The sequence below is a fragment of the Streptomyces sp. NPDC031100 genome (assembly GCF_055570785.1).
The window spans coordinates 171,615-198,374 of the sequence record NZ_JBVIGN010000011.1; the positions used below are offsets into that span (position 1 = coordinate 171,615).

Below are 26,760 nucleotides of genomic sequence, written 5' to 3' on the forward strand. Positions count from 1 at the left end.
TTGTCCCTTCCTGACCGACTCCCGGAACCGATCAGGAGTTCCCGGCGTCTGTCCGAGCGGGTTTGTGGGCAGGGTCCTGTCAGGTCTCCCGAACCCATGCCGGATCATGGGCTCATCAGATCGGAGCCTGGGGCTCCCATTCCCGGGGGAGAACAACACCAACGTGACCAAGCCTCGTGACGGGGGCGCGGGGCCTGCTGCCGCGCGGCCGGCACCCTCCGCCCCCGCAAAGCACCGTGCCGTCCTGAGTGCGCTCGTCGCGCTGGTCGTGGCCGTGTCCGCCGCCATCTACGTCACCGTGGCGGCCGACGACGGCACCCCTCGCGGCACCGTCGCCGACAACCGCCCGCACCACGACTCCTCCGCCGCCCCCGCCTCGACCGGCACCTGGGTCGGTGCCTGGTCCACGGCACCCGTGGGCGGCGAGCCGGGCACCGCGATGGAGGGTCTGGCCGGCCGCTCGGTGCGCAACGTCGTGCACGCGAGCACCGGCGGTACGAGCGCCCGGATCACGCTGTCGAACCTCTACGGCCAGTCCCCGCTGACCATCACGCACGGCTCCCTGGCCCTGTCGACGGGCGACGGCACCGCCGCGGCCGATGCGGAAACGATGCGCCGCCTCACGTTCGACGGCCGCACCGGCGTCGTCATCCCGCCGGGCGGCCAGGTGCTGAGCGACGCCGTGCGCCTGACCATCCCGCACGACACGGACGTCCTGGTCACGACGTACTCGCCCACTCCCTCCGGCCCGGTGACGTATCACCCGTACGCACGCCAGGTGTCCTACGCCGCCGAGGGCGACCGCACCGAGGACACGACCGGCACGCCGTACACCGAACAGACCCCGTACTGGCGCTATCTGACGGCTCTCGACGTCCTGAGCAACGAGGCCACCGGCACGGTCGTCGTGTTCGGCGACTCCATCACCGACGGCATAACGTCCACCGTCGGCGCCAACCGCCGCTGGACCGACGTCCTCGCCGGCCGCCTGCGCACGGCCGTCGCGAGCGGCGATGCGCTGCCCCGGTACGGTGTCGTCAACGAGGGCATCAGCGGCAACCAGGTCCTCGCCGACGGCCTCGGCCGCCCGGCGGAGAACCAGAGCGGCCTCGGCCGTTTCGGCCGGGACGTGCTCTCCCGTACGAACGTCAAGGTCGTCGTCATCGACCTCGGTGTCAACGACATCCTGCGCAACCCGGATCTCGCCGACCCGAACCGGATCGCCGACGGTCTGCGCACCCTGGTCCGCCAGGCCCACGCCCGCGGTCTGAAGGTCGTCGGCGCCACCCTCCTGCCCTTCGAGGGCCACCGCGGCTTCACCCCGGCCCGGGAGGCGGTACGTCGGCAGATCAACGCCGAGATCCGGGCCGGCCGGGTGTACGACGCCGTCGTCGACTTCGACAGGGCCCTCAAGGACCCCTACGACCCCCGCCGCCTGCGCCCCGAGTACGACTCCGGCGACCATCTGCACCCCAGCGACCTGGGCTTCCGCAGGATGGGCGAGGTCTTCGACCTGGGCGCGCTGGAGGGGGCTGGGCAGGCGGCGCTGTAGGTCACTCCGCGGGCCGGGCCGAGCTGTAGTTCACTCCGTGGGGCGCCGGTTCCGGTCCCGCCGTCGGAGCAGCAGCAGGCCTCCCGCCCCGGCGCCGACGCCCGCTGCTGCGGTCCAGCCGAGGACGCCGGGGGTGCCGGTCGCGGCGAGGTCGTGGACGGGTTTGCCGGTCGACCGTGTCTGCGGGCGGGGGCCGGAGGCTGCGGCTGCCGGGCTGGGAGAAACCGGGGTCCGGGACCGAGGGCTGCGGTCGCGGGTGAAGGCGAGAGCCCTTCCGCCGGGTGTTCGAGGTGTACGGCACAGGCTCCCCGAGGCACCATTTGGCCACGTACTGGGCGCCCTTGAGGAAGCGGGCGTCGTCGTAGCCGTAGAGGTCGATGCCCTGGTTCCAGGCCATCTCGCACACGGTGCCCATGAGTGGCACGCCGAGCAGGGCGTGCCCCTGGTCGCGGCCGGCCTCCAGCCACTCGGCTAGCCCGTCGTCGTGGACGACGGGGATGGCATGGCGGACGGAGCCGAGTCCGGAGCCGTGCTTGAAGTACGCGCAGTTCCTCACCTCGGCGGGCGCGGCCGCGGCCCTGGACATGTGCCTGCACATGATCCGCAAGGACCACGGCTCGGCGGTCGCCGCGCACGCGGCCCGGATGTCCGTGATGCCGCTGGAACGGGAGGGCGGGCAGGCCCAGTTCATCGTCCACGACCTGCCCCCGGCGCCCGCGGGTGCCGCCCTGGAGCCCCTCCTGGCCTGGCTGGAGGACCACTGCGACCGCGATCTCACCCTGGACGAGATCGCGGCCCAGGCCCGCATGAGCAGCCGTACCCTCAACCGCCGCTTCCGCGAGCAGACCGGGACGACGCCGCTGCAGTGGCTGTACCGGGCGCGGGTGCGGCGGGCGCAGTACCTGCTGGAGACGACGCCGTACCCGGTGGAACGGATCGCAGCCCAGGCGGGTTTCGGCCCCCCGACGGCGTTCCGGGAGCGCTTCCGCCAGGTGGGTGGTGGGGACGAGTCCGCAGGCGTATCGGCGGTCGTTCCGGTCGGCGGGGGAGGGTTCCGTAAAGGCGTCGTAGGGCTCGAAGGGCGAGGTAGGGCTGCTCGGTCGGCTCGGCCCCGGCGGTCGGCGACGGCCGGGGAGGCCTTTGCCGGTCAGCCCCGGGGGTCGGCGACAGCCGGGGAGGCCTCTGCCGGTCAGCCCCGGCGGTCGGCGACGGCCCAGGAGGCCAGGGCCACGGCGCCCGCGACGCCGAAGACGGACGGCCAGGCGCCGACCTTCTTCGCCAGCGGGTGGGACCCGGCGAACGCGGCGACGTACGCGGCGGTCAGCGCACCGGCGGCCTTCCCGCCCGCCTGCTTGCGCCACTGCTGCGCGGCGGCGGCCCCCGCGACGGCCAGGACGGCCCCGCCGAGCTGCCGCTTCTTGGTCCAGCGGGCGACGCCGTACCCGCCGACGAGTCCGCTCGCGGCGATCACCGAGCTGGGAACCTTGGCCATGCCTGCCTCCTTTGGTCTGTGCCCTGAGGCTAGCGCCGACCTGTGCTGCTCATGCGCGCGGACCCCTTCGAGCGGACTTGGCTCCGGCGTCGTGAACCGTGTGAACCGTCGTACCCCTGCCAACTGGACGGGCGAGTCCGGCGGCGGAAGACGGTATGTACGCTCGCGGTCGACGAACTCGACGCCGTCGAGGCCCGCCAGTGCGTTGGGTCATCCACCTCACCCCCGGTGCAGCCGCGCAACCCGGGACACCGGCCGCGCCCATGAGGGCGCTCTTGGTCAGACCCGCTCAAGCGGCCGATGCGGCCCGGCAGGCAGTTCCACGGCAATGGGATCACCGGGCCGGACAACGCCCCCCACCTTCACCACACCCATGACACCGGCCTTGCGCACGACGTTCCCGTCCTCACCCCGCCCGACAACTTCCTTCAGCAGCCCGCGCTGGAAGGTGTCGATCTGAGCACAGGGATTACGCAGCCCGGTCACCTCGACGACGGCGTCGTCCCCGATCCGCAGCAACGCCCCGGTGGGCAGCCCCAGCAGATCGATCCCCCGGGTGGTGATGTTCTCGCCCAGCTCGCCGGCCGCCACCCGAAACCCGCTCTTCGCGACGTCTTCGAAGAGCTCCTCGTGCATGAGGTGGACCTGCCGCAGATTGGGCTGAGTCGGATCCTGAGCAACCCGGGACCGATGCCTGACGGTGACCCCGGCATGCACGTCCCCCTCAACTCCAAGCCCAGCCAGGAGAGTTATGCTCTCCCGGTTCGGCTTGGTGAAGGAGTACTCCCCGTTACTGCTGACGGCAGTGACAGTCCCAGCCATACGGCAACCCCCGCTTCCGCTCTCACTCCAAGATCGGCTGAGAGCCTAACCGCGCTGCTGAGCCCGCTGCCAGGGGTCACTGGGCAGCCAACACCAGAGAACGCCGCCCTTGCCCCCCTTCCTCCCGGCCGCCCCCTGCTGTGCGCGGAGCCGAAGGCCCCGGCCGAGCTGAAGGCCCGGCCGCCACGTGCCACTCGCGCCGTGACGAACGTGGTCGTGGGCGTGGCAACCCCATGCGCGCAGACGGGTTTCGTGCCCCGTACCCGTGCGCGCTTGAGGTTGCCACGCGTGTCCCGTGTCGGCGGTGGGCAAGTCGGCCGGCCCACGGACGCCTGCCGTGCCGCCGCTTTCCGCCGCCAAGGGGTACTGAACCGTCCTGCTACCAGGCCTTGTTGCTGCAGCCCATGGACGAGCCGAGATGGGTGTTCTGCGCCCCCGGGTCGCCCTCGCCGTTGAGCCCGTTGCCCAGCAGGCCGTTGAGGATCCCGACCTCGCCGAGGACGTCGACGTTCAGGTCGTGCGACTTGCAGTTGGAGCTCTGCAGGACCTGGTTGTCACCGCCCCCCGCGTGGGCGGTGCCGGCCGTCAGGAACCCGACGCTGCCGAGGGCCGCGACCAGGACGGCAGCCTTGTGAAGCTTGTGCATGTCATCTCCATAGAGGTGGTGTGGGTGCGATCTGTCACGGATCGTCTCCTTACAGTCACGAAAATTATGTGAAAATGCCCCAAAGTGGATAGCGACACGCCGTATCATGATCTCGTAGCATCTGCATCTCGAAATCCCACTGCCGACGTGGGTGGCCACAGCCCCTTCCCGCCAGGTGGTCTTGCTTGGCCTGGCCGTTCGCTGGTCCGGGTGGTGGTTTGACTGATGCGCAAGGGGCGCGCATTCGGCCCCCACCCCGGCAACCAACGCAGCCAACCGGACGAACCATCGATCTCACCCCCGGCCTACGGCAACTGGTCTCCAGCGGCACACCGACCTGGACCGGCCGGAGCGCCACTCCAAGCCCGTGGCATCCTTCCCCACGACCGCCCCCGAACAGACCGGCGGAGAAGCCCCGTGAACGACCAAGACCCGGCCCCCGATCCGGCCCCGAACCAGGCCCAGGACTTGGGCTTGGACTTGGACCTCGACCTCGACCTCGACCAAGCCCTGGCAGTCGCGACCGATTTGGCCGTCTTGGCGTCAGAGGCGATCCGCCGCCCGCGCGGCGGCGGGGTACGGGAGAAGGCGAGCCCCGCGGACATCGTCACGCAGACGGACGAGACGATCGAGGCGCACGTCCGCTCGGTCCTGCGGACCGCCTTCCCGACGCACGGCATCGAGGGCGAGGAGTACGGCACCCAGGAGCCGGCAACCCCGAACGCCCCGTACTGGGTCGTGGACCCGGTAGACGGCACGACGAACTACGCCCACGGCATCGGCTGGTGCTCCTTCTCCCTGGGCCTGGCGGCCCCCGACGGCACCCCGTTGCTCGGCTTGGTGGCCGACCCCTGGCGAGGCGAGACCTTCACGGCGATCCGAGGAAGAGGCGCCCACCTGAACGGCATCCCGATCCGGGCGGCCACCCACACCACCCTCACAGGCCACCTCTTCCTGACGGAATGGGCAGCCCACGCCCACTGGCCGGGCCTGGACACCCTCCTCGCCGCCCTGTCCGCCCGCCATTGCACGGCAAGGGTGATGGGCTCGACGGCACTCTCCCTGGCCCAGGTGGCCGCAGGCCGAGCCACCGCCGCAGCCATCGGCGAATTCCACGCGGTGGACGGCCTCCCAGCGTACCTGATCGCGATGGAGGCGGGAGCGGTGGCCCTGCCTCAAATTCCCGCGTACGACGAGCCGTTGCTGCTGACGGCACCAGGGGTGGCGGAGGAGTTGGCCGAGCTGTGGCACACGATCCAGAACGGAGAGATCTAGACCCCTGTCCGTGGCCGAGATGATCGCACTTCCAACTGAACGAGTGGTTTCTCCAGACTGCGCCTGGAGCGGCGTTTTTCTGTCGAGTGCCGGGAGAGCTATCGAGCGACCGCCCTCCACACGAAGGAGAACACCATGCGTGGACGTATCGCCCTGGCCGCCGCCGCTCTCGCCACCACCGCAGTCCTCGGATGCGCAGGAGCCGCAGCCGCCCATGCCGGGGCCGAAGGCGCCGCCGTGCATTCTCCCGGAGTTCTGAGCGGCAACGTGGTCCAGGTGCCCGTACACGCGCCCATCAACGTGTGTGGCAACACCATCAGTGTCATCGGGGTTCTCAACCCCGCGTTCGGCAACGTCTGCATCAACGAGTAGGACTTGTCCCCCGATCCGGCACGCGGCACCTCGCCGCGTGCCGGATCGCGTGTGTACGGGCGCGGACCCGCCGCCTCAGGAGAGGGCATCCTGAGTGGCCTCCGCCGACCTACTGCCGCGCTGCTCGGCCTAGTACTGCAGCCGCAGTTGCTGTGACCGGTCGGCGGGCTGCTCGTTGGGCTGGGCATGGGTGGGGATGTCACGGTTGATGAGGTGCACCGCTGGGCGGCCGGTCTGGAGGCTCTGCACGCTCGGATCGGTGGGCATTTCCGGAGGTCGGAGCCGCGTCGGCGGGCAATGGAGTATCTGCGCGGGTTGCTCGCGCCGTTGGAGCGCAAGAACGGCTGGACGCTGGCCGAGCAGGCCGGGGAGCTGTGCCCGGACGGTATGCAGCGGCTGCTGAACCAGGCCGGCTGGGACGCCGACGCGGTCCGGGACGAGGTGCGCGGCTTCGTGCTGGATCATCTGGGCGCCGAGGACGGCGTGCTCGCCGTGGACGAGACCGGCTTCATCAAGAAGGGCACGCGGTCGGCCGGCGTGCAACGGCAGTACACCGGCACCTCCGGGAAGATCGACAACTGCCAGTTGGGGGTGTTCTTGGCCTACGCATCCACGCGGGGGCGGGCGTTGATCGACCGGGAGTTGTACCTGCCCACCTCCTGGATCGAGGATCCGGCCCGCCGGGCGGATGTGAAGATCGGCGGCGAGGTCACCTTCCACACCAAGCCCGCGCTGGCCCGCGCGATGTTGGAGCGGGTGGTCGCCGCGAAGCTGCCGTTTCGCTGGGTGACCAGCGACGAGGTCTACGGCCAGGACCCGGTCCTGCGCGGCTGGCTGGCCGAGCAGCGCCTGAGCTACGTGCTGGCGATCGCCTGCAAGCATCGGTGTGGGCCGCGCGGGCAAAACGCCCGCACCGTCTCGGCGATCCTGCCGGATCATGTCTGGGAGATCCGCTCCGCCGGCGACGGCGCCCACGGCCTGCGCGAATACGCCTGGGCCCTGGTCCCGCTGCCCGGGGGCAGCGACGACGGCTTCGACGACGCCCTGCTGATCCGCCGCAGCCTCGCCGACGGTGAACGTGCCTACTACCTCACCCACACCCCAGCAAACACTCCTCTGGCGGAGATCGTGCGGGCAGCCGGCGCCCGCTGGGCGATCGAGGAGTGCTTCCAGGCCGCGAAGAACGAGGCCGGCCTGGACCACTACCAAGTACGCCAGTACCCGGCCTGGTACGGGCACATCACCCTGGCCATGGCCGCCGCCGCCCACCTGACCGCCATCCGCGCGACCGAGCACGAAAAGGGGGAGCCAGCCGCGACCTGATCCGACTGAGCGTGAACGAGATCCGCCGCCTGCTGAGCAGATTCGCCCACGCCGTCCGGCACGAAGCCGGTCACATCCTGCACTGGTCACGCTGGCGCCGACGTCATCAACACCGCGCCCGTCTCAGCCACTACCGCCGCCGAGGCCACCGACCCCCGTAACATCGGCTGCGGTAGTAGGCCGCGGGTGCGGCCATATTCCGATGGCGGGCGGGGCGCCACTCGGACATGATCGCGCGCATGGCCTCAACGGTGACGAACATAGCGATCGACTGTGCGAACGCCTACCAACTGGCGCGGTTCTGGAGCGAGGTGACCGGACACCCGCTGGATCCCGAGGACAAACCGGGTGACGACGAGACCGAGATCATGCTGCCCGGCGGCCCGGCTTTGCACTTCAACGAGGTTCCGGAGCCGAAGTCAGCCAAGAACCGGCTCCATCTGTGCCTGCGCCCGGACACCTCGCGGGACGCAGAGGTTGAGCGGCTGCTGAAGCTGGGCGCCTCCCTGGTCGCCGATCGCCGCAAGCCCGACGGCTGGGGCTGGGTCGTTCTCGCCGACCCGGAGGGCAACGAGTTCTGCATACTGCTGGCCAAATCCGAGCGGGCCGCATTGTCCTCGTGACCTCAGCCCTTGCTCAAGCCCAGCGTCAGCCCCGCGATAAGTGCCGCTGCAGTACTAGTACGCCGCACCGAGCTGCTTCAGCAGATCGCTACCAGCGCGCTGCTGCTGGGGTGGGAACGAGAGGCGTTCGAGGTAGAAGTCGAGCGACAGGTCTCCCCGTGAACTCGGCCTCTTCATTGAGGAGTTGGACAGAAACACCGTATCGGCAATGCCGCGGTTGCTCGCGGAGGCGAACCGGGTCGCGTATTCGGCCACGTGCTCCGGGAGAGGCAGAAGCCTTCAGCGGTTCGAGGAGCTTGCACGTTCCGCGCAGCGGGGACACTGGCACGGGGGCCATTCCGGGGTGACCAGCGGGGCGAGGTCATCGGAGTTGAACACGGCCAGCTCGGGCCCCCAGGTCTGACCTGAGTCATGAGAGACCCGTACGGTCATCAAGGGGCGATCGGCAAAGAGATTTGCGCTCGCTTCCTGGCTCACGACGCGTGCCCGTTTTCTTGTCGCCGACGCAGCTCCACATTTACGTCAGACACGGAGCCTCGGAGCTGAGCGGCACACATAGCCAGATGAAGAGCCGTTGATGTGCGAAGGCTCATCCCTTCTGGCCCCATGGCTTGATCCGGCCGGTCAGCAGTACCTCGTGGTTTGCGAAGAGTGCATCGAGTGCGACGCGTCGGCGGATGTGTGCAGTCCACGTCGTGTTCGGATGGTCGTCTGACTTCACCATGCGGGCGCGGCTGGCCTGGGTGAGGATCCATCGTGCCTGCTCTTGTGTGTTGCTGCGACCGCCGAGATCGCGTGCGAGGTGCCACAGCTCCTCGCCCTCGCTGAGTTCACCGGCGATGGTGACGAGTCCGATGTCGCCCAGGCAACGCTGGTCGCTGGACTGGGTGGTGTAGGCGACGGTGAAGCCTTCGAGGAGGAAGACGGTCACGCGGCTGGTTGCGGTCAGTTCCGTGAGGGGCACGGATGTGGGTCCGTTCTGGCGGGATGGGCGGGCCAACCCACAGGAGAGTCGACCCGCCTCATCCGGGGGGCGATCGGGAGGGGTCAGCAGCAGGGACCGTCGCCGCAGCAGGCGGGCGGGTTGCATTCGGCGGCCGTCCCCCACAGCCGTTCGTCAACCTCGAAGCCGGCTTCCTGGATCTTGGTGACGACGTCGGTCATCAGGCCGCGCGTGCGGGTCTTGCTGTTCGGCTGGTGGTGCAGGAAGTACCCGAACTGCTTCTGGCACCAGTTGGCGTACCAGTCGGTGTGGAGGATGAGGGTGTGCCATCCGGGGTCGACCTGCTGAGAGGGGGCCATGGTGGCGCCCGAACCAGTCGTGCCCATCACGTAGACCAAAGCGAGGGCCTGGTCCGTGACACGGTCGGCGACGCAGCGTTCCAAGCCGTATTCGGCGGCGCAGAACTCGGCGAGCATGTCGAAGTCCGCGTCGGCGACGAGAGATCGACCCGTGCGCGTTGTGATGGCGACAGTGGTGGTCATCGCGTGGCCTCCTGCGCGCTCGTGTCGATCCTGGGAGGGGTGGGGCCTGGGGGCTGTTCGGGCGGGGTTGTGCGAAGCACGGGTTCTCCTCGCAGTGGGAGGGCCTTTGGGCTGTCGGCTGGTGCGGACGCATCCAGGAGTTGTCCATGGGCCTCGTACGCGGCTTGTGTTCGAGCCGTCGGGCGAGCTGTCACAGGTCATGACGCTATGGGCACGCTGTGCCCCACGGCGAGCGATGTGCACCAATGTGCGCACACTCTTCTGGACTGCTATGTGTCAACTTCGCGCCCTTGACGGAGGATCAGGAGTAGATCAGGTTGGTGCACATCAGCGCACAGCAACAGCGATGGAAGGTTGCCATGCACCTACAGTTCATCGGGATCGATCCGGAGACAGGCAAGAACGGGTCACCAACAGCCTGGGTAGATCTGGAGAGCGCGGACATCGTGATCCAGAGCTACACGGCCGACGAAGAGACGAGGGCCCAGTGCGTGGAGAACACGGCGCCCGGGCACGCCAAGGGAATCCCTGACCACGAGACGGTGATCCGCATCCCCGCGCGCCTGGTGTCGATGCTGAGGGAGGCATGCGATGTCGCAGAACGTGCCCACCTTTGACCAGCTCATGGAGGCGGCGCAGCACTCCGCGGTGCACCTCGAGATGCGCGACCAGTACGCGGTCGGTGACGAGGCGGAGGACTTCAACACCTGGCTTCGCACCGGACGGCGCGACTCCGATCCCACCTCGGAGTACTGGGCGCCCTGGGTCGACATGATCTCCCGTGCGGTCGCCCGTGGGGTCGCCGTACGGCGTGCTCGCATCGTGTCCGAGCCAGTCACCGACTACATCCGGTACGAGCACGCCGCCACGGCTGTCAATGTGCATGCTGGCGAACAGGTGCGTTGGCTGCCCCGTCGGCGAGCGGTGGACCTCATGCTGCCGGGCGCCGACCTGTGGATTTTCGACGGAGCGCAGGTCCTCTTCAACCACTTCACCGGCGACGGTGAGTGGGCCGATCCCGACATGGAACTGCGAACCGAGCCGGGCATCATCAAGCAGTGCTCGGACGCGTTTGAGGCAGTCTGGGAGCGCGCCGTCCCACACAATGAGTACGAAATCCACTGACAGAAAGCACCACTGGCCAGCTCATGTCCATATCCCCGTCGTCCTCAGCCCAGGCCGCGCGCGAGAGCGTGGCACGGCATCTGCGCGATCTGAGGAAAAGCGCCGGGCTGACGGTCACTGAGCTGGCCACTCAGTGCGGATGGCACCACGCCAAGACCTCTCGTATCGAGAACGCCAGGACGCCGCCATCGCCCACAGATATCCGCCTGTGGTGCCGCGCCACAGGCACCTCCGACCAAGCCCCCGACCTGATCGCAGCCTCCCAGCACGCGGAGTCGCTCTACCGTGAGTGGCGGCAGCGCGTGCGCACGGGGCTGCGGAAGCTGCAGGACAGCTACGTGGAGCTGTACAGGTCGACGAGCCTGCTGCGCGTGTACTCGCCAGTCCTGGTCCCCGGGCTGCTGCAGACAGAGGGATACGCACGGGCCTTGCTGAGCACCAACGCCCGCTTCCTCGGCGTTCCCGACGACGCGGCCGAGGCTGCGGCTGCACGTGTGCAGCGCTCGCAGGTCATCCACGAGCCCGGGCACCGCTTCGTGCTGCTCATCGAGGAGGCCGTGCTCTACTACCAGCTGGGCGATTCGGATGCGATGGCCGCACAGCTGGGCTACCTGCTCACCGCTGGGGCGCTGCCGGCAGTGTCCTTCGGCATCATTCCGATGTCGACACGCGAGCGCGCACTGTGGCCGCAAGAGACGTTCGACGTGCACGACGACACGCTCGTATCCATCGAGCTGATCTCCGCCGAGGTCAACATCACACAGCCTTCCGAGATCGCCCTGTACATCAAGGCATTCGAGCAACTGCGCAGCATGGCCGTGTACGGGGCTGAGGCACGGGCGCTGATCGTGAAGGCGATCGAGGCACTGCAGTGACCTTGTGCCCCATTCAGCCGTCTGCCAATTCCTCGTGACAGCTCATACCGTGGAACGTACCTGCCTGGCAAACCCTTGGGTACGTATAGCGTGGTGCCAGGCAGAGCCCCGGGCCTGACAGGCGACGAGGACTTCGGCCAGCGAACCGGGAACTGAGGAACCCGCCCACCTTGTCGAACTGATCGGTGCCCTGGCCGGCGACATCGACGAGTAGGCAATCCACGAGTACCGGGAGCTCCTGCGAGCCCCGTTGCGCGGTCAGCCCCTCTGAAGCTCCCCGATGACCTGCTCTGCCATGCGGCGTGCAGGCTTCAGCCGAGGGTCTTCCGGATGGGCGTCAGGCCCGAGGATCTTCGAGCACACGAACAACGTCATCAGTTTGCCGTCCCGGCTCTCGAAGTCGGACCGGCGCTCTCGCCGCACGCGATCGGCCAGGGCCGGGACTGCAAGGGAACTTGCCCACAGTGACGCGGAGTCCATCCCCATGGGCGCGATGCCCCAGTCTTCCCAATCGAAGATGCTGAACGTCGGCGCTGTCACATTGGCCCAGTTCAGATCTGCGTGGGCAGGTACCCATCGCTCGACCGTCGCATCGAATCTGTCAGGAAAGACACTGCGGATGGACTCGGTCACGAGCGTCTGGGTGATGGTGACGGTGTCCGGCGTGGCGACGCGCCTCGTCTCCTGGGCCGCGAGAGCGTCCAACGAGGCGTTGAGCGCTTGCCACCACTCGTCCAGCAGTACCGGCGCCTCGCTCAGCACGGCGGTTCCGATCGGCCTTCCAGGTAGGAGTCCCGTTTCGTCGGCCCGCCACATCGCAGGCTCGTCCGAGTCCTGCCAGACCACGCACCCGAGCCATGCGGGCTGCGCGATGCCTTCCAGACGAGCGGCGCACTCCGTACCGTTCCAGCCCTGGACCCCGATGCTCTCGAACGGCCGCCTCTCGACACGCACCCACGTGCCGCGTTCCGTTCGCGCCCCGACCGTGCGGCGCTTACGAGCCACCGTGTCGCGCTCCAGGCATGTCTGAAGCGACCGCTCCACATGACCGAGTACTTGATCAACCGGCTCCACTCGCAGGTCGACGGATCGAGCTGATACAGAGAGCGTCATAAGGGCGACCGTAGCAGCGGGACTCTCGCAAAGACTCTGCTTGCTGAGTTCGGATGTCGGGTCCCAGTAGGGCCTCACCTCAGCAGGTGGTCCGCCTTACCGGCCTTGATGTCGAGAATCATGGTCCGCAGGGCGTCTCGGCTGTCTGTGATGAAACGGTCCTCCTCGCCGTGCACCGCTATGTATGCGTTGCCGGCCCCGTCGACACCTATCCGGAAGCACGAGTTGCCTTCCCCGCAGAACGGCTCTTCCCACTGGATCTCGGGCATGGCGTCTCCTAGAGCTCGCGTGCGATGGCGTGGATGAAGTCTCTTGAGTCGTCGGGGGACAGCGCCAGTTCCTCCATCCGGTCCAAGTGAGCACCGTACTTGGCCAACTCGGTCTCCCCGTAGAGGAAGTCCGGGCCATGAGAGTTGTCGATCTGCACGGTGTCCAGTAGTTCCGTCGGCCCTTCTGCGTACAGGACGGTCTGTCCCGCGCCGGGAAAGGCTCCATGGACAAAGGGGACGACCAGCACCGTCAGGCCATCCCGCTCGGACTGGTCGAGGAGATGCTGGAGCTGTTCGCGGGCGACCCGAGGCCCGCCGAACTGCATTCGGAGCGCCGCTTCGTGCACGATGCCGGTGAAGGGAGGAGCTGCCTCGGCGGCAAGCACCTCTTGGCGTCGGCTGCGATGGGCCGCTCTCATCGTTACTTCGTGTTCCGGCAGATGTGGGAGGACGGCACGGAAGACCGCGAGGGCATAGTCGGTCGTTTGAAGCAGACCCGGAATGTGTACCATGCACGCAGCACGCATACAGATGGCTCGCGCTTCCAACTCGGCGATGTCCAGCAGGCCTTGTGGCAGAGCGCCTCGGTACTGCTCCCACCATCCCTGGCCGGCTGAGGCCATCTCGATCAATGCACCTACATACCTCTCGTCTGTGCACTGACAGTGGTGAGCGAGGGTGCGAAGACGGTCCTCGCTGACGTTCCGGACCCCGGACTCCATGTAGGAGATCTTCCCTCGGTCGACGCCGAGGAGCTTCGCTGCCTGTTCTGCAGACATGCCTGCAGCTACCCGCATCCGGCGCAACTCGTGGCCGAGGCGCTTCTGTCGCTGCGTGGGGACAGCCTTCGGAGGCATGCCGTTCCTTCCGTCGTGCTCAGACGCAGTCTGCCGTGTCTTCGCGCCGCGGACCACGATCGAGCTAATTTGCCGAAATCGATGGCAAATTTACCTCAGCCTCTCTACGTTGAGTGTTGTTCCGTTCACGCGCAGCGACCGGAAGTGCATCGCGCAGGTCTGCCCGGTTCCTCCTGCCCTGGGAGTGGCGGGCCTGCGTCAGGGTGACAGGCCACTGCTCGCTGCGTGGTACCGGGACCGACGCACACACCCACTGACTCGAGGGGGTCACACGTGAACCACGAGAACTGTCTGCCTCGGAAAGATTGGGAGGTTCCCTTTGCGGCGACACCGAGAGAGGTTCCTGCCTTGCGCCGGATCATGCGAATTCACCTGACGCACTGGGGTCTCCTCGGTGTGCTGGAGAAGGCCGAGCTCTGCGTCAGCGAACTGGTCACCAACGTAATCAAGCATGTGGGAGTCGGTGTCCCCGCCATGCTGGCTGTCTCCATGAACGGTACGAACCTGCATCTGGAGGTGGAGGACCCCGGGACGGATGAACTCCCGACGTTGGGCCGAGCGGAAGCGGACTCAGAGGGAGGGCGGGGTCTCGCCCTCATCGACGCGGTGTCCGAGCGTTGGGGTGTTCGTCGCCTCGGCGCAGAGGGGAAAGCCACATGGTGTGAGTTGGCCACAGCGCTCACGTCCTCGCACGGACACATTCGCGACCACCGCGTTGCGCGCGCTGATGGGATGCTCACTTCGTACGGCGGGGTTGCCTGTCTTACAGAGTCCGGTGGCTTGACCGTTGGCCGAGCCGCTGAGAGAGCTGTCGATCTGATTGCCGATCTCCTGCTCTGGATCCAGGCTCATGGGCTGGATCCAGAGGCCACGCTGGAGAGAGCGCAGGAGCGGTTTGAGGCTGCCGCGCCTGGACCGGTGCGATGAACGCCGGGAGTGCGGGCCCGGACTCCCATCCAGCTGGCGCCTTCAACATCGGTTGGCGCGACCCGGACTCGCTACGGGTGCTGTGCCGAGTTGCGGGGGAGGCCGGGTTCTTGGACGGCGTGGAGGTGCTGCCCTTGGCCATCGATCCCACGAGGAGTGAGTTTCTGCTGACAGTCGCTATCACGGAAGACCTCGTTGTCGCCTCAATGAGGTTCGCGTGGAGTGAAGTCGAGCCTCCCGACGGCATGGCAGGGATCGAGGCCGCACAACACGTGCTTGGACATCTGGCCGAGATTGCATGGCGCGCCAGGGCTGGATTGAACGCGTACACGTGGCTGCGGGTGGCCTCAGAACTGCAGCAGGTGCGATCGCTTCTCCAACAGGCCTGTACGGATTGACGGTTCGCCCGTCTGCTTCGTGATCGAACAGTGTGGAGAAAGGGCATGGCTGCGATCTAGGGTGTCACCATGTCTATGGATGACAACACCCTGTTCGATGACCCGCGCGAACCTACGTCTGCAGAGAATGGATCGGCAGCTGATGGGGCTCAGGACAGCGGTGTCGAGCGTGTGGCGCGCTGGTTCGAAGGTCACACTGACCTCGAGAGCCGCTTCTCTTCTGTGTTCAGGCAAGCCGTGGACGAAGTGCTGGACGGGCAGAGGACCGGAAGATACGACGTTGACACCCTTGAGAAGACGGAGAAGACCTATCTCGGCACGAAGGTCGAGATTGTTTGTCGCGCCGCCTTCAACCTGCCGTTCGGAGACGATATGGACTATCGGATCTGCGATCATGAGGTGGATGCCAAGTTCTCGCTGGAGGGGAAGTGGATGATCCCTCGTGAGGCTATGGGACACCTCTGCCTACTGATGGCTGCGAACGACCGGTCGTCCAGCTTCAAAGTCGGTCTCATCCGGATTTCGGAAGACGTTTTGACCAGAGGGGGGAATCAGGACGGAAAGCGTTCGATCTCTCTCGCCGGACGGAGTCACATAAAGTGGCTTTTCCCCAAGGGGAAGCTGAAGAGCAATCTGCTGTTGGGGCTCGATTCCGTCACTCGGGACGTATTGGAACGAGTACCTGTGGGACAGAGCAGAGTGGATCAACTGTTCAGGCACGTTCATGGGCGCATCATTGACAGGAACGCCGTGGTGACTGTCGCCAAGCAGTTGGATGCACCAAAGCGGGTGCGGGACGCGAGACGCAGACTCGGTCCGGAGGGTGTAGTCATTCTGGGGCACCAGAAGGAGAGCCCTCGTGTGGCAGCGGCTCTGGGTCTGCCGACCCCGGAGAAGGGGACGTGGATAGCGACACGTCTCGTGCCGGCTCCGAGAAGTGGGGATGACAGGCCGCTGGTTTGGATCGACGGAGTTTCCTACGTGACGGCGAGGCTGGATGAGCCGCCTCATCCAGCACCCGCCATCGACTGCTAAGCACTCAGGATGTATGGCTTGATCTGACGCGCAATGGCCTCGGCAAGGACGGTTGGGACAGCGTTGCCGATCTGCTTCGCAATCTGGATCTTGGTGCCGCACCACAAATAGGTGTCGGGGAAGGTCTGGAGCAGCGCGGCTTCTCGATGAGTGATGGGGCGATCCACTCGGTAGCCATTCGGTCCGGGCTCCCACTGGGGGTGCAAGTACTGCCCCTTCTCAGGCTTGTAGAACTCGGTCCTGATGGTCAGTGAGGGCTCGTCCCACCGCATCCTGCCCATGACGTCTGTGGTTCCGGTGGGCTTGTTCTTCCAGCAGTTGGGCAACAGCTCTTCCGGGAGGTCGAAGCGCCCTCCTCCTGGCGGAATGTGTGCGTACCGGAGCAGCGAGACGTCCGTAGGAGTGCGTCCGATGTGCAGGTCCTCGCTCTTGTAGATTCCCGGCACTTTCTCCCCGAAGAACGAAACGGTCGAGTTGGGGAGTGCCTTGACGGCCGGCACGTCGAGGAGCTGCTTCCCGTCGAGGGCATCGCGAACCGTACGCCAACTCTTGAGCCCCATGGGATTGCCCTGGCCGTGGGTCGGCTCGGGGAGTGGGATCTTGCCGATGCGAGACCCAATCACGATCGTTCGTTTGCGCCGCTGAGGCGCTCCGTAGTCTGCGGCCAGCAGCAGGCCGTAGGTCAACTCGTAACCCTCGAGCAAGCCGCCGTGGCGAACCTCGGCCTGGAGTAGTGCGAACTCGGAGGACTTGAGGAAGCGGTCGACGTTCTCGATGACGAAGACCTTGGGACGGGCGTGTCTGACGAAGCGGATGTACTCCTTCCACAGCTTATTGCGTGGGTCGTTCACATCCCTGGTGCCCAAGTTGGAGAAGCCCTGGCAAGGAGGTCCGCCGATGATTACGTCAGCAGACGGGATCTCATCGTCTTTGATGTCCTGGATGTCGCCCCAATGCATGTGGGACTCACCGAAGTTGGCTGCGTACGTCGCCGCGGCGTGAAGGTCCCATTCGACCGCCATGACCGGTTTGTATCCTTTTGCGGCGACAAAGCCGGAGGTCATGCCGCCGCAGCCTGCGAACAGGTCGATCATGGAGATGCGCTTAGCCATGCTGGATAGGTTAATCCCAGGGACTGACAGTTGCCCTTGATGGGGATGAGAACGCCGATGGGTGCCGGTGTTCAGGAGGTGGACTGGTGCTGCGAGGTAGCGGTGATGGGATGGCCCGTTGTGTTGACCGTCACAGCGTGCTCAGGTAACTCCGCAGCTCGTCGTAGTCGCGGATTCGGCGCTGATCGCGCATGCGCCTGAAGTTGTCTCTGATGGCGAGCCGGGTCTTGCGCTTGCTTCCCGAACAGTATTCGTCCAGCGCGTCGGAGAGCGCGGGCAGGTGCAGGTGGTATACGCAGTCGACGTCGCCGGTCCCTCGTGCGAGGAGTGCGAGCATCGCCGGCCTCGGCTCCATCGTCACCGCGGCGAAGTGGGGCATGCGACCGCGGCGGAGTGCAGCCATCTTGGCTCCCTGGCTCCTGCAGTCCTGGGCGCGGTCTGTTCGAAGCGTCCACTTCAAGGACAGTCCAGCCACAAGGTGTCGTAGGGGTGCGGAGGGGGCGACGGCGCTGATCAGCTCCCTTGAGACGGTGATGTCCAAGTTGAGCAGTGACTCCTCGCCCATGAGGTTCAGGAGTTCCCGACGACGTTCGTCGGCCATCTGAATTTCATTGCGAATGTTGTCCAGATGTTCGTTGAGCTTGCCGCGTATCTCTTCGTCGAGGCCGGCGCGAGCTGAGTAATTGTGCAGTTCTTGGACGGCTCGCTCGACTTCCTTCGTCATGTCGCCGCGCAGTTCTCGCGCAGCATTGATGTGCGCGAACTGTTCAAAGCTTGGGAATGATTTCTCCGGTTCTACCGTTAGGTGCGGCGCCTCGTCGTTCAGGACGTCCTGGAGATCGTTGGACATCAGGGTGGACATCAGGGTGCCGACCGTCGTCTTATTGTCGTCGCTTTCCTCCGGAGGGACTGCCTCTGTCGCGATTCCCATGGCTTCAAAGAAGAGCTTGCCCAAAGCAATTGAGCCCGAGTCGCCCTTGTCGGATGTGTTTGGCCTCCCGTCGCGATAGCCGCAGAGTGATTTGACGAAAGGTGCAGGCAAGGAACCCCCCCAATTGGCTATTGACTGATCCCGCGAGGTGCAGGCCTTGAACGTCTCGCCTCGAATGTGGGATGTTGTAAGCAAGAAGGTCATTCTGGAATTTTCTTGCTCCGAGGCGTTCCTTGTTGTAGGTTGGTCCATTTCTCGGTAACGACCTCGGCGACAGAAGTCGGAACTTCATGCTCCCAGAATCGTAGGACGGTCCAGCCCTGTGATTCCAGTTGCTGTGTGGTCTCCCGGTCGCGTGTGACGTTTTTCGTCAACTTTGTTCGCCACCATTCGGCATTCGCCTTGGGGTTGGTCGCGTGCTCGGGGCATCCGTGCCAAAAACACCCGTCAAGGAATACCGCGATCTTCGCTCGGCTGAACGCGATGTCGATCGTACGACGTGGCATGCCGGGCACCGGGTAGTTCACCCGGTAGCGCAACCCTGCCGCATGCAGGAGTTTGCGCACCGCGACCTCTTGAGCCGTGTCGCGGGAACTCTGTCGGCTCATCCGGGCGGACACGGCGGGTGATGATGGAACTGCACCTGGCACGGGAAGCATTCTGCCAGCACGTTCATGGCGCTGTTCAAGTGATGTGGCGATCTGTGTACGAAGGCGTGGCTCGTGGGGCCACTACCTGCGGAGCCTGCGCCGACGGGCATTGGTCAGCATGAGCGTCCCATCCGTCGACTGCCCGGGGCTACGCGGTGATCGTAGAGCCGCCCTCTTCTCGGCATTGTCGTGCTTCCGCGGCCCGCCTCAAGGGCGCTCCCGCTTCGCTTCGCTGCGCTCCCGCGTCGGCTGGCGCCGATGGCCCTTCGGGCCACCCTTGGCCAGGGAAGGCGGGGCCCGGGCGTTGGCGGCGGCAGGGGTCGGCTGATCAGTCGACCGGCGGAGACGGGCGCGTCAACGCTTCGGGGCACGCCGGGGCGGCATGAGGCGACGGTCGGTTTCGCCCGTTGCTTGTGATCAAGCTATGCGCTAGCGCGCCGCCCCCATCAGACAGAGTCCCCGTCACGCCCCCCTCGACTGAACCCCGCCTCCAGGGTGTGACAAGTGACGGTCGCACCCCCGAGCATCTCCGCCTTCCGTCGGACCAGGCCCATCGCCCCCGAGCCCAGCTGGCCGTAGACATCGATGGACCTGAGGCGAATGAACTCACCCAACGCACGAAATCTCGGTCCGCCGACGTCCATGTGCAGCTCCATCGACGCCGAATCAGGGTGGATGGCTACCACCGTCATCAGCGACTTGGACTCGTCGATGTAGAAGCGGTAGGCGAGCAATTGCGGCTCGCGGTTCTCCACGAAGGACGCAAGCTCGCGCATCAGTTCCCTGACCTGCGCGAGCTTGCCCTCCAGGATGTCCGAGCGGTCGATGTAGAAGATGGGCTCTGTCATGCCGTCGGAGCCTATTGACGGGGAGCCGGCCCGACCCAGCGGCGCGCGGCCCCCGTCATCCGCTCACCGCCGATGCGGCGCCTTACGCCCCCAGCCCGTGGCACTCGCCATACGCCTGGCTCGATCCGCACCAGCACCGTGCCCCCCGCTGAGGCGGCCAAGCCACAGCCCGCCCCCTCGCCGCCAACGTCGTCGCATACTGCGGCAGCAACGTCACGTCCCCCGGCGACGCCCCCTCCGACGCCGCAAACGCCTCGTACGACGGCACAGTCCCCGTCACGATGCCCAGGTTCGGGGTTCCCGAGGAGGACAGCTCGCGCAGGGCGGACTCTATGGTCGACAGGTGCTCCGTGTGGGAGGGGTACTCCGCCGCCAGGCCCGGGTACGCCGACAGGAGTTCCGACAGCTCTGCCGTCGGCCAGTGCAGCACCGCCACCGGGAAGGGGCGGGAGAGGGCCTCGCGGTAGGCGCCCAGCTCGGCCCGCAAGCGCGAGATCTCCGCCTCCAGCTCCGCCGGGTTGTCCGATCCCAGGGACCACACCCTCTTCGGGTCGTGAAGCTCGTCCAGCGAAACGGGCGACGAGTGCAGTGTGTCCGCCGAGGTGTCCCAGTCGTCGTGGGGCAGGCCCAGCATGCGGCGCACGCGGTGGCGGCCGTAGAGGAGGGGGTGGGTGGAGTACGGGGGCTCCGTCACGTCCGTCAGGAGTAGGTGTGCCGCCTCCGTGAAGGTCTCCTCCGCCGCTTCCAGCTCGTCGTGGGACTCCAGGGACTCCGCGATGATCACCCAGGGGGCCGGGTCGCGGGGAGCCGACGCGCGGATGCCGTCGATGATCGCCCTGGCCTCCGCCTCGTGGTCGTACTCCCAGAGGTTCGACGCCTTCAGGGCGCGGATGAGGTGGGGGTTCTCCAGGCCGTCGGCAGAGGACAGCAGGCGGTCGTAGAGCGTCGTCGCGGCTGGGCGGTCGCCGGAGAGTTCCAGGTGGGCCGCGGCGCGCAGGAGGAGGGCCTCGGCGTCCTCGGGATACAGGCCGGCGGTCCGCTCCAGGCGTGCCGCCTCGGCGGTGTGGTCGACATTCTCGGCAGGCGTGTCGGGGCGCATGGGTGACACCGTACTGCCGGGCGGTGACAAACGTGAGGCGCAAAGGGGAGGGAAGGAGGTGAGGGAAGGAGGTGAGGAAGGGGAGGGCGGAAGTGGGTGCCCGGCCGCGGGAGATGGCGGGGCTGTCGGTGCGTACCGCTATCTTCGACGCGGACATCGATACACGGAGTCGGCATGGAGAAGACAGGTGCCCTGGTCGACGAGGGCCAGGCGGCGGGCGGTGCCGTAGCGGACGCGGAGCACCACCACAGTGACGCGCGGCCCGAGCCGCCCCGGTACTGGCCGCTGCTCCTCGTGGGCGCCGCCGTCGTGCCCGGTACGGCCGTGCTTCTTCTTGGGCGCTGGGGGGACGCTCCTGCCGTCCAGGCATGGCGGACCGTGTGCCTGGCCGTCACGGTGCAGGCCCTGCCCTTCCTGCTCCTCGGTACGGCCCTTTCCGGCGCGATCAACGCGTTCGTGCCGGAGCGGGTGTTCAGTCGCATCCTGCCGCGGCGGGCCGTGCTGGCCGTGCCCGTCGCCGGGGTCGCCGGAGCCGTTCTGCCCGGGTGTGAGTGTGCTTCCGTGCCCGTTGCCGGCAGTCTGATCGGGCGGGGGGTCGCCCCGGCCGCCGCCTTCGCCTTCCTGCTGTCCGCGCCGGCCATCAATCCGGTCGTGCTCACCGCCACCGCGATCGCGTTCCCCGGGAATCCCGCCATGGTGCTGGCCCGGTTGGTCGCCTCGCTCGTCACCGCCGTCGTCATGGGGTGGTTGTGGCTGCGGTTCGGGCGGGCGGAGTGGTTGCGGCCCGCTGTACGGCACACCGGGCATCAAGAGGGTCGTAGTCGGTGGGACGAGTTCCGGCTCGGGTTTCAGCACGACTTCCTGCACGCCGGTGGGTTTCTCGTGCTCGGGGCCATGGCCGCCGCCACCTTCAACGTCGCCGTTCCGCGGTCCGTGCTCGACACCTTCGCCGGGGCGCCCTGGCTGTCCGTGCTGTTTCTGGCCGGGCTCGCCGTCATCCTCGCCGTGTGTTCCGAGGCCGACGCCTTTCTCGCCGCCTCGCTGACCGGGTTCCCGCCGGTCGCGCGGCTCGTGTTCATGGTGGTGGGGCCCATGGTGGACCTGAAGCTCATCGCCCTGCAGGCGGGGACCTTCGGGCGGGCCTTCGCGGTACGGTTCTCCGCCGCCACGGTCGTCGTCGCCGTCGCGTGCAGCTCGTTGACCGGTGGGGTGCTCCTGTGAAGCGATTCCTTCAGGCGGTTCTGCTCGTGCTCTGCGGGCTCGGGCTGCTGCACGTCTCCCTCTTCACCGACCTGTGCCTGCGGTACGTCAAGGAGGGGATGCGGCCCCTGCTGATCGCCTCCGGCGTGGTGCTGCTCCTGCTGGGCCTGGCGAGCGCCGTGCTCGACAAACAAGAGCAAGAGGGGGAGGGGCAAGAGCAAGAGGGGGAGGGGCATGGGGGGCATGATCACTCCTCCCTGCCCCGCGTCGCCTGGCTGCTCCTCCTCCCGGCGTTGAGCCTGCTCTTCTACGCCCCACCCGCCCTCGGCGCGTACACCGCCTCCCGGCAGCCGCCCAAGGCCGTCGCCGAGCGCAGCGACTTCGATCCGCTGCCCGCCGGCTCGCCCGTCCCCATGACCCTCTCCGACTTCACCAGCCGGGTCACGCAGGACCGGGCGCAGTCCGTCAAGGGGCGCAGCATCCGGATGACCGGGTTCGTCACACCTGGGGGTCCGGGCGGGAGCTGGGACCTGACGCGGATCATCCTCAACTGCTGTGCGGCGGATGCCCAGTCCGTGAAGGTGCGGATCCACGGCGGTCCCGTGCTGCCCGCCAACACCTGGGTGACGGTGACCGGGACCTGGCACGCCGGCGGGAAGCTGGGCACCAGCTCCGCGCCGGTCGCGCTCGACGCCCGTACGGTCGAGAAGGTCGCCCGGCCGGTGAACGGGTACCAGGACGCCCTTCCGCTGCTGCCCTGAGCCGCCGCGCTACACGGTGACCCCGTCCACCTGCAGCGTCTGCACCGACTTCGCCGCGAAGGGGACGGAGAGCGATGTGCCGGACAGGTAGGTGTCCGAGTGGGGGGTGTAGAGGTCGGCGCCGCCCGTCGTCACCGTGTTCCAGCGCGGGACCAGGCCGCCCGAGCCGCCGGTCACCGTCGTGAACCTCGACAGGTCGAAGGTGAGGGTCTGGGCGGAGGATGAGGTGTTCGCCGCCACGATCACCAGGCGTTTCGCCGACTTGTCCAGGGCTGCCGCCGCGTAGCTCACGCCCGTGTCCAGGATCGTCATCCCCGGGCGGATGTGGCGGCTGAACTGCGCCATGACGTAGTACTTCGTCTGGACTGCGCCGGGCTGGAGCGTGCTCGCGTCGTACGCGATCATCGCCCAGCCCGAGCTGGGGTCCATCACCTGCCAGTAGACCCAGGCCGTGGGGTGCAGCCAGCGGAAGTCGTAGAGGAGGTTGCTCGCGAGGGTCATCCCTGTGCCGTCGCTGTCCCCCGTCTCCGAGTTCCACAGGGCCTTGCCGGCCGTCGTCACCACGTCCGTGTAGAGCAGGTCCCTGCGGCCGCCCGAGCCCTGGTAGCCGTGGACGTTGACCCGGTTCACGTACCCCTTCGCCGTCGAGGAGAAGGAGTTCCAGGTCGTACGGGCCAGGTCGTAGCTCGTCTCGTCCGAGGCCGAGATCTTCGTGCTCGTCAGGCCTCGCTTGTCCAACTCGCTTCTCACATACGCAAGTACGGCCGACTGGACCGCCGCGTCGATGTGGCAGCCCTCCTGGGTGCCGGTCGCCGTCCACCAGGACGACGACGGCTCGTTGAAGGCCTCCACCGTCGCGAAGTCCACCCCCCAGTTCTGCTTCGCGTGGAGGGCCACCGCCGCCAGGTGCGAGGCGTGCCGGCGGTAGTTCCAGGACTGGAGGTTGTTGCCGCCGCCGGAGGCGCCGGAGGGGTTGTGGTTGAGACACATCCACCACATGGGGGAGTTGGCGAACAGTTCGGTCGTCGCCCCGCGTGCCGTCGCCTTCACCAGCATCGCCCGTTGCGTCGCGTCCGCCGTCCACTTCCAGGCCGCGGACGTGGGGTCCTCGTTGTTCCAGTCCTGCCAGTAGCCCTCGATCTGCTTGAAGGCCGGGATGTTGGGCGAGGCGACCATGGATTCGCCGCCGACGCTGTTCCAGCTGCAGGCGCCGAGGTTGTAGCGGGCGATGTTCAGGCCGAGGCCGGGCAGTGACGTGCCGTTGTACGTGGTCGTCCTGGTGGTGAAGAAGAGGTCCGCGAAGTCGTCCCGGGCGCCGAAGACGTTGGCCCACCAGGCCAGGGACGTGCCCCAGCCCTCCCACGTGCCGTAGGTGGCCGAGGGGTTGACGGCGATCGTGGCGTCGGCTCGGGCCGTGCCCGTGGCCAGGGCGCTGCCCAGGAGGCCGCCGCCCGCGGCGGCCAGCAGCGTTCTGCGTCGGATCATGGCTTCTTCTCCGCCTCTCCGTGCGGCTCGAGCGCCGGTACCCGGACCGGCGTTGACTCGTCCCACCCGCATGCCAACAGGAAGCATCGGGTGTGGCGTGTGAGGTTGTCGAGGGTTGTGACGGCCCTTTCTAAAACCCGTTGAAGAAGTCGACGTCAGGGGCCGGAAGCCTTGTACCTCTGGTGAGTTGGCGGGGCCCGTCCTATCGTGCGGGCGGCTCCTGGGGAGGTGGGTGTGCGGATGCGTGTCGTGCAGCACCGTGATCGGCGGAGGCGGGCGAGGTGGCGGCGGGGGCTGTGGGGCGGAGGTGAGGTGCTCGTCACCGTCGGGGCCGTACTGATGCTGCTCGTCGTGCATCAGCTGTGGTGGACCAACCGGGAGGCCCGACAGGGAGCCGAGCGGAAGGTGGAGGCCCTGGAGAAGGAATGGGGGAGCGGCGGCACGGGCAGCTCCGCTTCGGGGGGTACGCCCTCCAGCTCATCCCCGCCGGCGGCGATCCCGGCTCCCGGAAGTCCGCGGCAGCAGCCGTCGTACACCCCCGTCCTCGTCTCCGGCCGCCCCCGCGCCTCCCAGGCCTACGCCATCCTCACCATCCCCCGGCTGCACCTCCGCGTCCCCGTCGCCGAGGGCGTGAGCAAGCCGGGCGTCCTCAACAAGGGGTACGTCGGTCACTACCGCGGCACCCAACAGCCCGGCCAGGCGGGCAACTTCGCGGTCGCCGGGCACCGGAACACCCATGGTGAGCCCTTCCGGTATCTGCCGAGGCTCCGGCCCGAGGACACCCTCCAGGTCGAGACGCAGACGGCTGTGTACACGTACGCGGTCGACAAGATCCTCCCGCAGACGTCGTCCCGGGACTCGGGGGTCGTACGGCCGGTGCCGCGCTCGCTCGTCCGGCCCGCCTACGGGTACGGCGAGCCGGGGTACTACATCACCCTGACCACCTGCACCCCCGAGTTCACCTCGCGGTACCGGATGGTGGTGTGGGGGAAGCTGGTGTCCATGCGGCCTCGGTGAGGTGAGAGCCGCGAGCCGGCTCACGCCCGCTCGCGCAGCGCCAGCACGCTCGCCGCTCCCACCACGGCCAGCGCCGCCGACACCACGATCGCCACGTCCGTGCCCCGGGCGAGGCCGCCGGAGGAGGACGTCACGAGGGCGATCGTCAGGGCCACGCCCGCGCAGGAGCCGATGTAGCGGAAGGTCTGCTGGGCGCCCGAGCCCATGGCCGCGCGCGCCACCGGCACGGATTCCACCGCGAGCAGCGGGAGCGCCGCGTTGAGCAGGCCGCTGCCGATGCCGCCGAGCACCAGGCCGGGCAGCATCCGGGCCCACGAGCCCGCGTCGATCGCGCCCAGCATGGTCAGCGCGCCGGCGGCGTGCAGCAGGAAGCCGATGGCCAGTTGCCGGCGCGGGGGCACGCGGCCCGCCAGCCGCTTGGCCTGCAGGGCCACGCCGAAGGACAGGCCGGACCACAGCAGGAACAGCCAGGCCGTGTTCATCGCGGACATGTGGAGCGCCTGCTGCAGGACCGCGGGGAGGAAGCTGAACAGGCCGATCACCGTCAGGCCGGTGAACAGGCCGGCCGCGGACGAGGCGAGGAAGCGGCGGTGGCGCAGCAGCTCCAGGTCGATCATGGGGGTGCGGACGCGCCGTTCGACCAGCGTGAACAGTGCGAGCAGCAGCACGGCGGCCGCGAGCAGCAGTCCGACCGGTGCCCGCAGCCAGCCGTCCCGGCCCAGGGTCAGGGCCGCGACCAGGGCCACCAGTGCCGGTCCGAAGGTCAGTGCGCCCAGGATGTCGGGGCGGCCGCCCCGCGGCGAGCGGGACTCGGCGAGGGGACGGACGGCCAGTCCGGCCACGACCAGCGCCGCCGCGCCCAGCACGCCGTACGCCACCCGCCAGTCGGGGAGCGACCCGGCGACCAGTGGGCCGACCGCTATGCCGCCGCTGACGAAGGCGCCCCACACGCCCGTCGCGTGCAGCCGGCCCCGCGGGCTCGGGAAGGCGGCCACCAGCAGGCCGAGGCTGCTGGCGAGGATCGCCGCGCTGGCCGCGCCCTGGGCGATGCGGGCCAGGGTGAACTGCCAGGTGGACGTCGACAGCCCGCCGAGCGCGGTGGTCAGGCCCAGGGCCAGGGTGCCGTAGAGGAAGATCCGCCGTCGGCCGTAGTCGTCGGCCAGGCTGCCGGCCACCAGCAGGAGGGCGGCCAGGCCCAGCGGGGTGCCGTTCAGCAGCCAGGCCTGGGCGGAGGCGGGGGTGTGCAGGGCCGCCACCGTGTCGGGGAGCGTGACCACCGGGGCCGTGTACGTCATCAGGGCCACCGCGGTCGCGGCGCTGGTCAGGGCGAGCGTGGCCCGTGGGCGCGGGGGTGCTTCCGCGCCGGATGCCGTGCGGGGCGCGCCGGCCTGGGTGGTCACGTCGACCGCCTGCAGGGTTCTTTCATTGAACTCACTCATGGGTGTACCGTAACACCGTCGGTTCGGTC

The 26,760-nt window shown here is 67.7% G+C and carries 32 protein-coding genes and 1 pseudogene; 15 read left to right on the forward strand and 18 right to left on the reverse strand.

Features of this window, described 5'->3' with window-relative positions; all coding sequences use genetic code 11:
* The first annotated feature begins 163 nt into the window (after positions 1 to 163).
* Positions 164 to 1,552 carry an SGNH/GDSL hydrolase family protein gene (locus ACZ5DS_RS29130; protein WP_468244183.1) on the forward strand — a complete coding sequence of 463 codons (1,389 nt, stop codon included), beginning with the start codon at positions 164 to 166 and terminating at the stop codon, positions 1,550 to 1,552.
* 1 nt (position 1,553) lies between these two features.
* Here the strand turns inward: ACZ5DS_RS29130 and ACZ5DS_RS29135 are convergent, their stop codons facing one another.
* Positions 1,554 to 2,138, reverse strand: a complete 585-nt coding sequence (locus ACZ5DS_RS29135; protein WP_468244186.1) for a hypothetical protein — start codon at positions 2,136 to 2,138, stop codon at positions 1,554 to 1,556.
* Here ACZ5DS_RS29135 and ACZ5DS_RS29140 point away from each other — a divergent pair.
* Positions 2,098 to 2,623 (forward strand): annotated as a pseudogene (locus tag ACZ5DS_RS29140) (GlxA family transcriptional regulator); the annotation flags it as partial. The gene ACZ5DS_RS29135 and the pseudogene ACZ5DS_RS29140 overlap by 41 nt on opposite strands.
* A gap of 118 nt (positions 2,624 to 2,741) precedes the next feature.
* On the opposite strand, the gene ACZ5DS_RS29145 reads toward ACZ5DS_RS29140, so the two are convergent.
* The 3 genes from ACZ5DS_RS29145 to ACZ5DS_RS29155 form a co-directional block, all read right to left on the reverse strand.
* Positions 2,742 to 3,044, reverse strand: coding sequence for a hypothetical protein (locus tag ACZ5DS_RS29145; RefSeq protein WP_468244188.1), 303 nt, complete (start codon positions 3,042 to 3,044; stop codon positions 2,742 to 2,744).
* Between the two features lie 279 nt (positions 3,045 to 3,323).
* Entirely contained in the window at positions 3,324 to 3,866 is a 543-nt protein-coding gene (locus tag ACZ5DS_RS29150; RefSeq protein WP_468244191.1) for an MOSC domain-containing protein, read from the reverse strand.
* Between the two features lie 379 nt (positions 3,867 to 4,245).
* Positions 4,246 to 4,512 (reverse strand): hypothetical protein, encoded by a 267-nt coding sequence (locus ACZ5DS_RS29155; protein ID WP_468244194.1) that lies wholly within the window; start codon positions 4,510 to 4,512, stop codon positions 4,246 to 4,248.
* Positions 4,513 to 4,929: 417 nt separating this feature from the next.
* Here ACZ5DS_RS29155 and ACZ5DS_RS29160 point away from each other — a divergent pair, with 417 nt between their 5' ends.
* Both ACZ5DS_RS29160 and ACZ5DS_RS29165 read left to right on the forward strand, forming a co-directional pair.
* Positions 4,930 to 5,787 (forward strand): inositol monophosphatase family protein, encoded by an 858-nt coding sequence (locus ACZ5DS_RS29160; RefSeq protein WP_468244197.1) that lies wholly within the window; start codon positions 4,930 to 4,932, stop codon positions 5,785 to 5,787.
* 135 nt (positions 5,788 to 5,922) lie between these two features.
* Positions 5,923 to 6,159, forward strand: coding sequence for a chaplin (locus ACZ5DS_RS29165; protein WP_468244200.1), 237 nt, complete (start codon positions 5,923 to 5,925; stop codon positions 6,157 to 6,159).
* A 129-nt stretch (positions 6,160 to 6,288) separates the two neighbouring features.
* On the opposite strand, the gene ACZ5DS_RS29170 is transcribed toward ACZ5DS_RS29165, so the two are convergent.
* On the reverse strand, positions 6,289 to 6,426 hold the full coding sequence (locus ACZ5DS_RS29170) for a hypothetical protein (protein ID WP_468244635.1): 138 nt from the start codon (positions 6,424 to 6,426) through the stop codon (positions 6,289 to 6,291).
* On the opposite strand from ACZ5DS_RS29170, the gene ACZ5DS_RS29175 reads away from it, so the two are divergent.
* Positions 6,373 to 7,482: an IS701 family transposase gene (locus ACZ5DS_RS29175; protein ID WP_468244203.1), complete on the forward strand. Its 1,110-nt coding sequence runs from the start codon at positions 6,373 to 6,375 to the stop codon at positions 7,480 to 7,482. The genes ACZ5DS_RS29170 and ACZ5DS_RS29175 overlap by 54 nt on opposite strands.
* A gap of 239 nt (positions 7,483 to 7,721) precedes the next feature.
* The gene (locus tag ACZ5DS_RS29180; RefSeq protein ID WP_468244206.1) at positions 7,722 to 8,105 is read left to right on the forward strand and encodes a VOC family protein; all 384 of its coding nucleotides are present in this window, start codon (positions 7,722 to 7,724) and stop codon (positions 8,103 to 8,105) included.
* Between the two features lie 54 nt (positions 8,106 to 8,159).
* Here ACZ5DS_RS29180 and ACZ5DS_RS29185 read toward each other — a convergent pair whose 3' ends face one another.
* The 3 genes from ACZ5DS_RS29185 to ACZ5DS_RS29195 all read right to left on the reverse strand — a co-directional run bounded on the left by ACZ5DS_RS29185 (position 8,160) and on the right by ACZ5DS_RS29195 (position 9,590).
* The gene (locus tag ACZ5DS_RS29185) at positions 8,160 to 8,360 is read right to left on the reverse strand and encodes a hypothetical protein (protein ID WP_468244209.1); all 201 of its coding nucleotides are present in this window, start codon (positions 8,358 to 8,360) and stop codon (positions 8,160 to 8,162) included.
* A gap of 334 nt (positions 8,361 to 8,694) precedes the next feature.
* Positions 8,695 to 9,069 carry a hypothetical protein gene (locus tag ACZ5DS_RS29190; RefSeq protein ID WP_468244212.1) on the reverse strand — a complete coding sequence of 125 codons (375 nt, stop codon included), beginning with the start codon at positions 9,067 to 9,069 and terminating at the stop codon, positions 8,695 to 8,697.
* A gap of 83 nt (positions 9,070 to 9,152) precedes the next feature.
* Complete coding sequence (locus tag ACZ5DS_RS29195; protein WP_468244215.1) at positions 9,153 to 9,590, reverse strand: glycine-rich domain-containing protein; 438 nt, start codon at positions 9,588 to 9,590, stop codon at positions 9,153 to 9,155.
* Between the two features lie 359 nt (positions 9,591 to 9,949).
* Here ACZ5DS_RS29195 and ACZ5DS_RS29200 point away from each other — a divergent pair, with 359 nt between their 5' ends.
* From ACZ5DS_RS29200 to ACZ5DS_RS29210, 3 genes are read left to right on the forward strand one after another with little or no spacing between them, the layout of a single operon-like run.
* The gene (locus ACZ5DS_RS29200) at positions 9,950 to 10,207 is read left to right on the forward strand and encodes a hypothetical protein (protein WP_468244619.1); all 258 of its coding nucleotides are present in this window, start codon (positions 9,950 to 9,952) and stop codon (positions 10,205 to 10,207) included.
* Positions 10,182 to 10,715, forward strand: coding sequence for a DUF6879 family protein (locus ACZ5DS_RS29205; protein ID WP_468244218.1), 534 nt, complete (start codon positions 10,182 to 10,184; stop codon positions 10,713 to 10,715). The genes ACZ5DS_RS29200 and ACZ5DS_RS29205 overlap by 26 nt, the downstream gene beginning before the upstream one ends.
* A gap of 23 nt (positions 10,716 to 10,738) precedes the next feature.
* Positions 10,739 to 11,590, forward strand: coding sequence for a helix-turn-helix domain-containing protein (locus ACZ5DS_RS29210; RefSeq protein ID WP_468244221.1), 852 nt, complete (start codon positions 10,739 to 10,741; stop codon positions 11,588 to 11,590).
* Between the two features lie 258 nt (positions 11,591 to 11,848).
* Here ACZ5DS_RS29210 and ACZ5DS_RS29215 read toward each other — a convergent pair whose 3' ends face one another.
* From ACZ5DS_RS29215 to ACZ5DS_RS29225, 3 genes are all read right to left on the reverse strand, one after another.
* Positions 11,849 to 12,703: a hypothetical protein gene (locus tag ACZ5DS_RS29215; RefSeq protein WP_468244224.1), complete on the reverse strand. Its 855-nt coding sequence runs from the start codon at positions 12,701 to 12,703 to the stop codon at positions 11,849 to 11,851.
* Positions 12,704 to 12,777: 74 nt separating this feature from the next.
* Positions 12,778 to 12,972 (reverse strand): hypothetical protein, encoded by a 195-nt coding sequence (locus tag ACZ5DS_RS29220; RefSeq protein WP_468244226.1) that lies wholly within the window; start codon positions 12,970 to 12,972, stop codon positions 12,778 to 12,780.
* An 8-nt stretch (positions 12,973 to 12,980) separates the two neighbouring features.
* Positions 12,981 to 13,829, reverse strand: coding sequence for a helix-turn-helix domain-containing protein (locus ACZ5DS_RS29225; RefSeq protein WP_468244229.1), 849 nt, complete (start codon positions 13,827 to 13,829; stop codon positions 12,981 to 12,983).
* 273 nt (positions 13,830 to 14,102) lie between these two features.
* On the opposite strand from ACZ5DS_RS29225, the gene ACZ5DS_RS29230 reads away from it, so the two are divergent.
* From ACZ5DS_RS29230 to ACZ5DS_RS29240, 3 genes are all read left to right on the forward strand, one after another.
* Positions 14,103 to 14,756, forward strand: a complete 654-nt coding sequence (locus tag ACZ5DS_RS29230; protein WP_468244231.1) for an ATP-binding protein — start codon at positions 14,103 to 14,105, stop codon at positions 14,754 to 14,756.
* 110 nt (positions 14,757 to 14,866) lie between these two features.
* The gene (locus ACZ5DS_RS29235) at positions 14,867 to 15,154 is read left to right on the forward strand and encodes a hypothetical protein (RefSeq protein WP_468244233.1); all 288 of its coding nucleotides are present in this window, start codon (positions 14,867 to 14,869) and stop codon (positions 15,152 to 15,154) included.
* A 75-nt stretch (positions 15,155 to 15,229) separates the two neighbouring features.
* On the forward strand, positions 15,230 to 16,189 hold the full coding sequence (locus ACZ5DS_RS29240; RefSeq protein ID WP_468244235.1) for a NaeI family type II restriction endonuclease: 960 nt from the start codon (positions 15,230 to 15,232) through the stop codon (positions 16,187 to 16,189).
* On the opposite strand, the gene ACZ5DS_RS29245 is transcribed toward ACZ5DS_RS29240, so the two are convergent.
* From ACZ5DS_RS29245 to ACZ5DS_RS29265, 5 genes are all read right to left on the reverse strand, one after another.
* Complete coding sequence (locus ACZ5DS_RS29245; protein ID WP_468244238.1) at positions 16,186 to 17,301, reverse strand: DNA cytosine methyltransferase; 1,116 nt, start codon at positions 17,299 to 17,301, stop codon at positions 16,186 to 16,188. The genes ACZ5DS_RS29240 and ACZ5DS_RS29245 overlap by 4 nt on opposite strands.
* Before the next feature lie 130 nt (positions 17,302 to 17,431).
* The gene (locus tag ACZ5DS_RS29250; protein WP_468244239.1) at positions 17,432 to 18,436 is read right to left on the reverse strand and encodes an NgoMIV family type II restriction endonuclease; all 1,005 of its coding nucleotides are present in this window, start codon (positions 18,434 to 18,436) and stop codon (positions 17,432 to 17,434) included.
* Positions 18,433 to 18,891, reverse strand: coding sequence for a very short patch repair endonuclease (locus ACZ5DS_RS29255; RefSeq protein ID WP_468244242.1), 459 nt, complete (start codon positions 18,889 to 18,891; stop codon positions 18,433 to 18,435). Before ACZ5DS_RS29255 ends, ACZ5DS_RS29250 begins: the two co-directional genes overlap by 4 nt.
* A 437-nt stretch (positions 18,892 to 19,328) precedes the next feature.
* Positions 19,329 to 19,730 (reverse strand): hypothetical protein, encoded by a 402-nt coding sequence (locus ACZ5DS_RS29260; protein WP_468244244.1) that lies wholly within the window; start codon positions 19,728 to 19,730, stop codon positions 19,329 to 19,331.
* Positions 19,731 to 19,812: 82 nt separating this feature from the next.
* Positions 19,813 to 20,829, reverse strand: coding sequence for an SEC-C domain-containing protein (locus ACZ5DS_RS29265; protein ID WP_468244246.1), 1,017 nt, complete (start codon positions 20,827 to 20,829; stop codon positions 19,813 to 19,815).
* Between the two features lie 174 nt (positions 20,830 to 21,003).
* Between ACZ5DS_RS29265 and ACZ5DS_RS29270 the strand changes: the two genes are divergently transcribed.
* The gene (locus ACZ5DS_RS29270; protein ID WP_468244249.1) at positions 21,004 to 22,050 is read left to right on the forward strand and encodes a permease; all 1,047 of its coding nucleotides are present in this window, start codon (positions 21,004 to 21,006) and stop codon (positions 22,048 to 22,050) included.
* Positions 22,047 to 22,790 carry a TIGR03943 family putative permease subunit gene (locus ACZ5DS_RS29275; RefSeq protein ID WP_468244251.1) on the forward strand — a complete coding sequence of 248 codons (744 nt, stop codon included), beginning with the start codon at positions 22,047 to 22,049 and terminating at the stop codon, positions 22,788 to 22,790. Before ACZ5DS_RS29270 ends, ACZ5DS_RS29275 begins: the two co-directional genes overlap by 4 nt.
* A 9-nt stretch (positions 22,791 to 22,799) precedes the next feature.
* On the opposite strand, the gene ACZ5DS_RS29280 is transcribed toward ACZ5DS_RS29275, so the two are convergent.
* A complete protein-coding gene (locus ACZ5DS_RS29280; protein WP_468244254.1) occupies positions 22,800 to 24,275 on the reverse strand; it encodes a glycoside hydrolase in 1,476 nt (491 codons plus the stop codon).
* Positions 24,276 to 24,509: 234 nt separating this feature from the next.
* Between ACZ5DS_RS29280 and ACZ5DS_RS29285 the strand changes: the two genes are divergently transcribed.
* A complete protein-coding gene (locus tag ACZ5DS_RS29285; protein WP_468244257.1) occupies positions 24,510 to 25,292 on the forward strand; it encodes a class E sortase in 783 nt (260 codons plus the stop codon).
* Between the two features lie 20 nt (positions 25,293 to 25,312).
* Here the strand turns inward: ACZ5DS_RS29285 and ACZ5DS_RS29290 are convergent, their stop codons facing one another.
* Entirely contained in the window at positions 25,313 to 26,731 is a 1,419-nt protein-coding gene (locus ACZ5DS_RS29290) for an MFS transporter (protein ID WP_468244260.1), read from the reverse strand.
* Between the last annotated feature and the right edge of the window lie 29 nt (positions 26,732 to 26,760).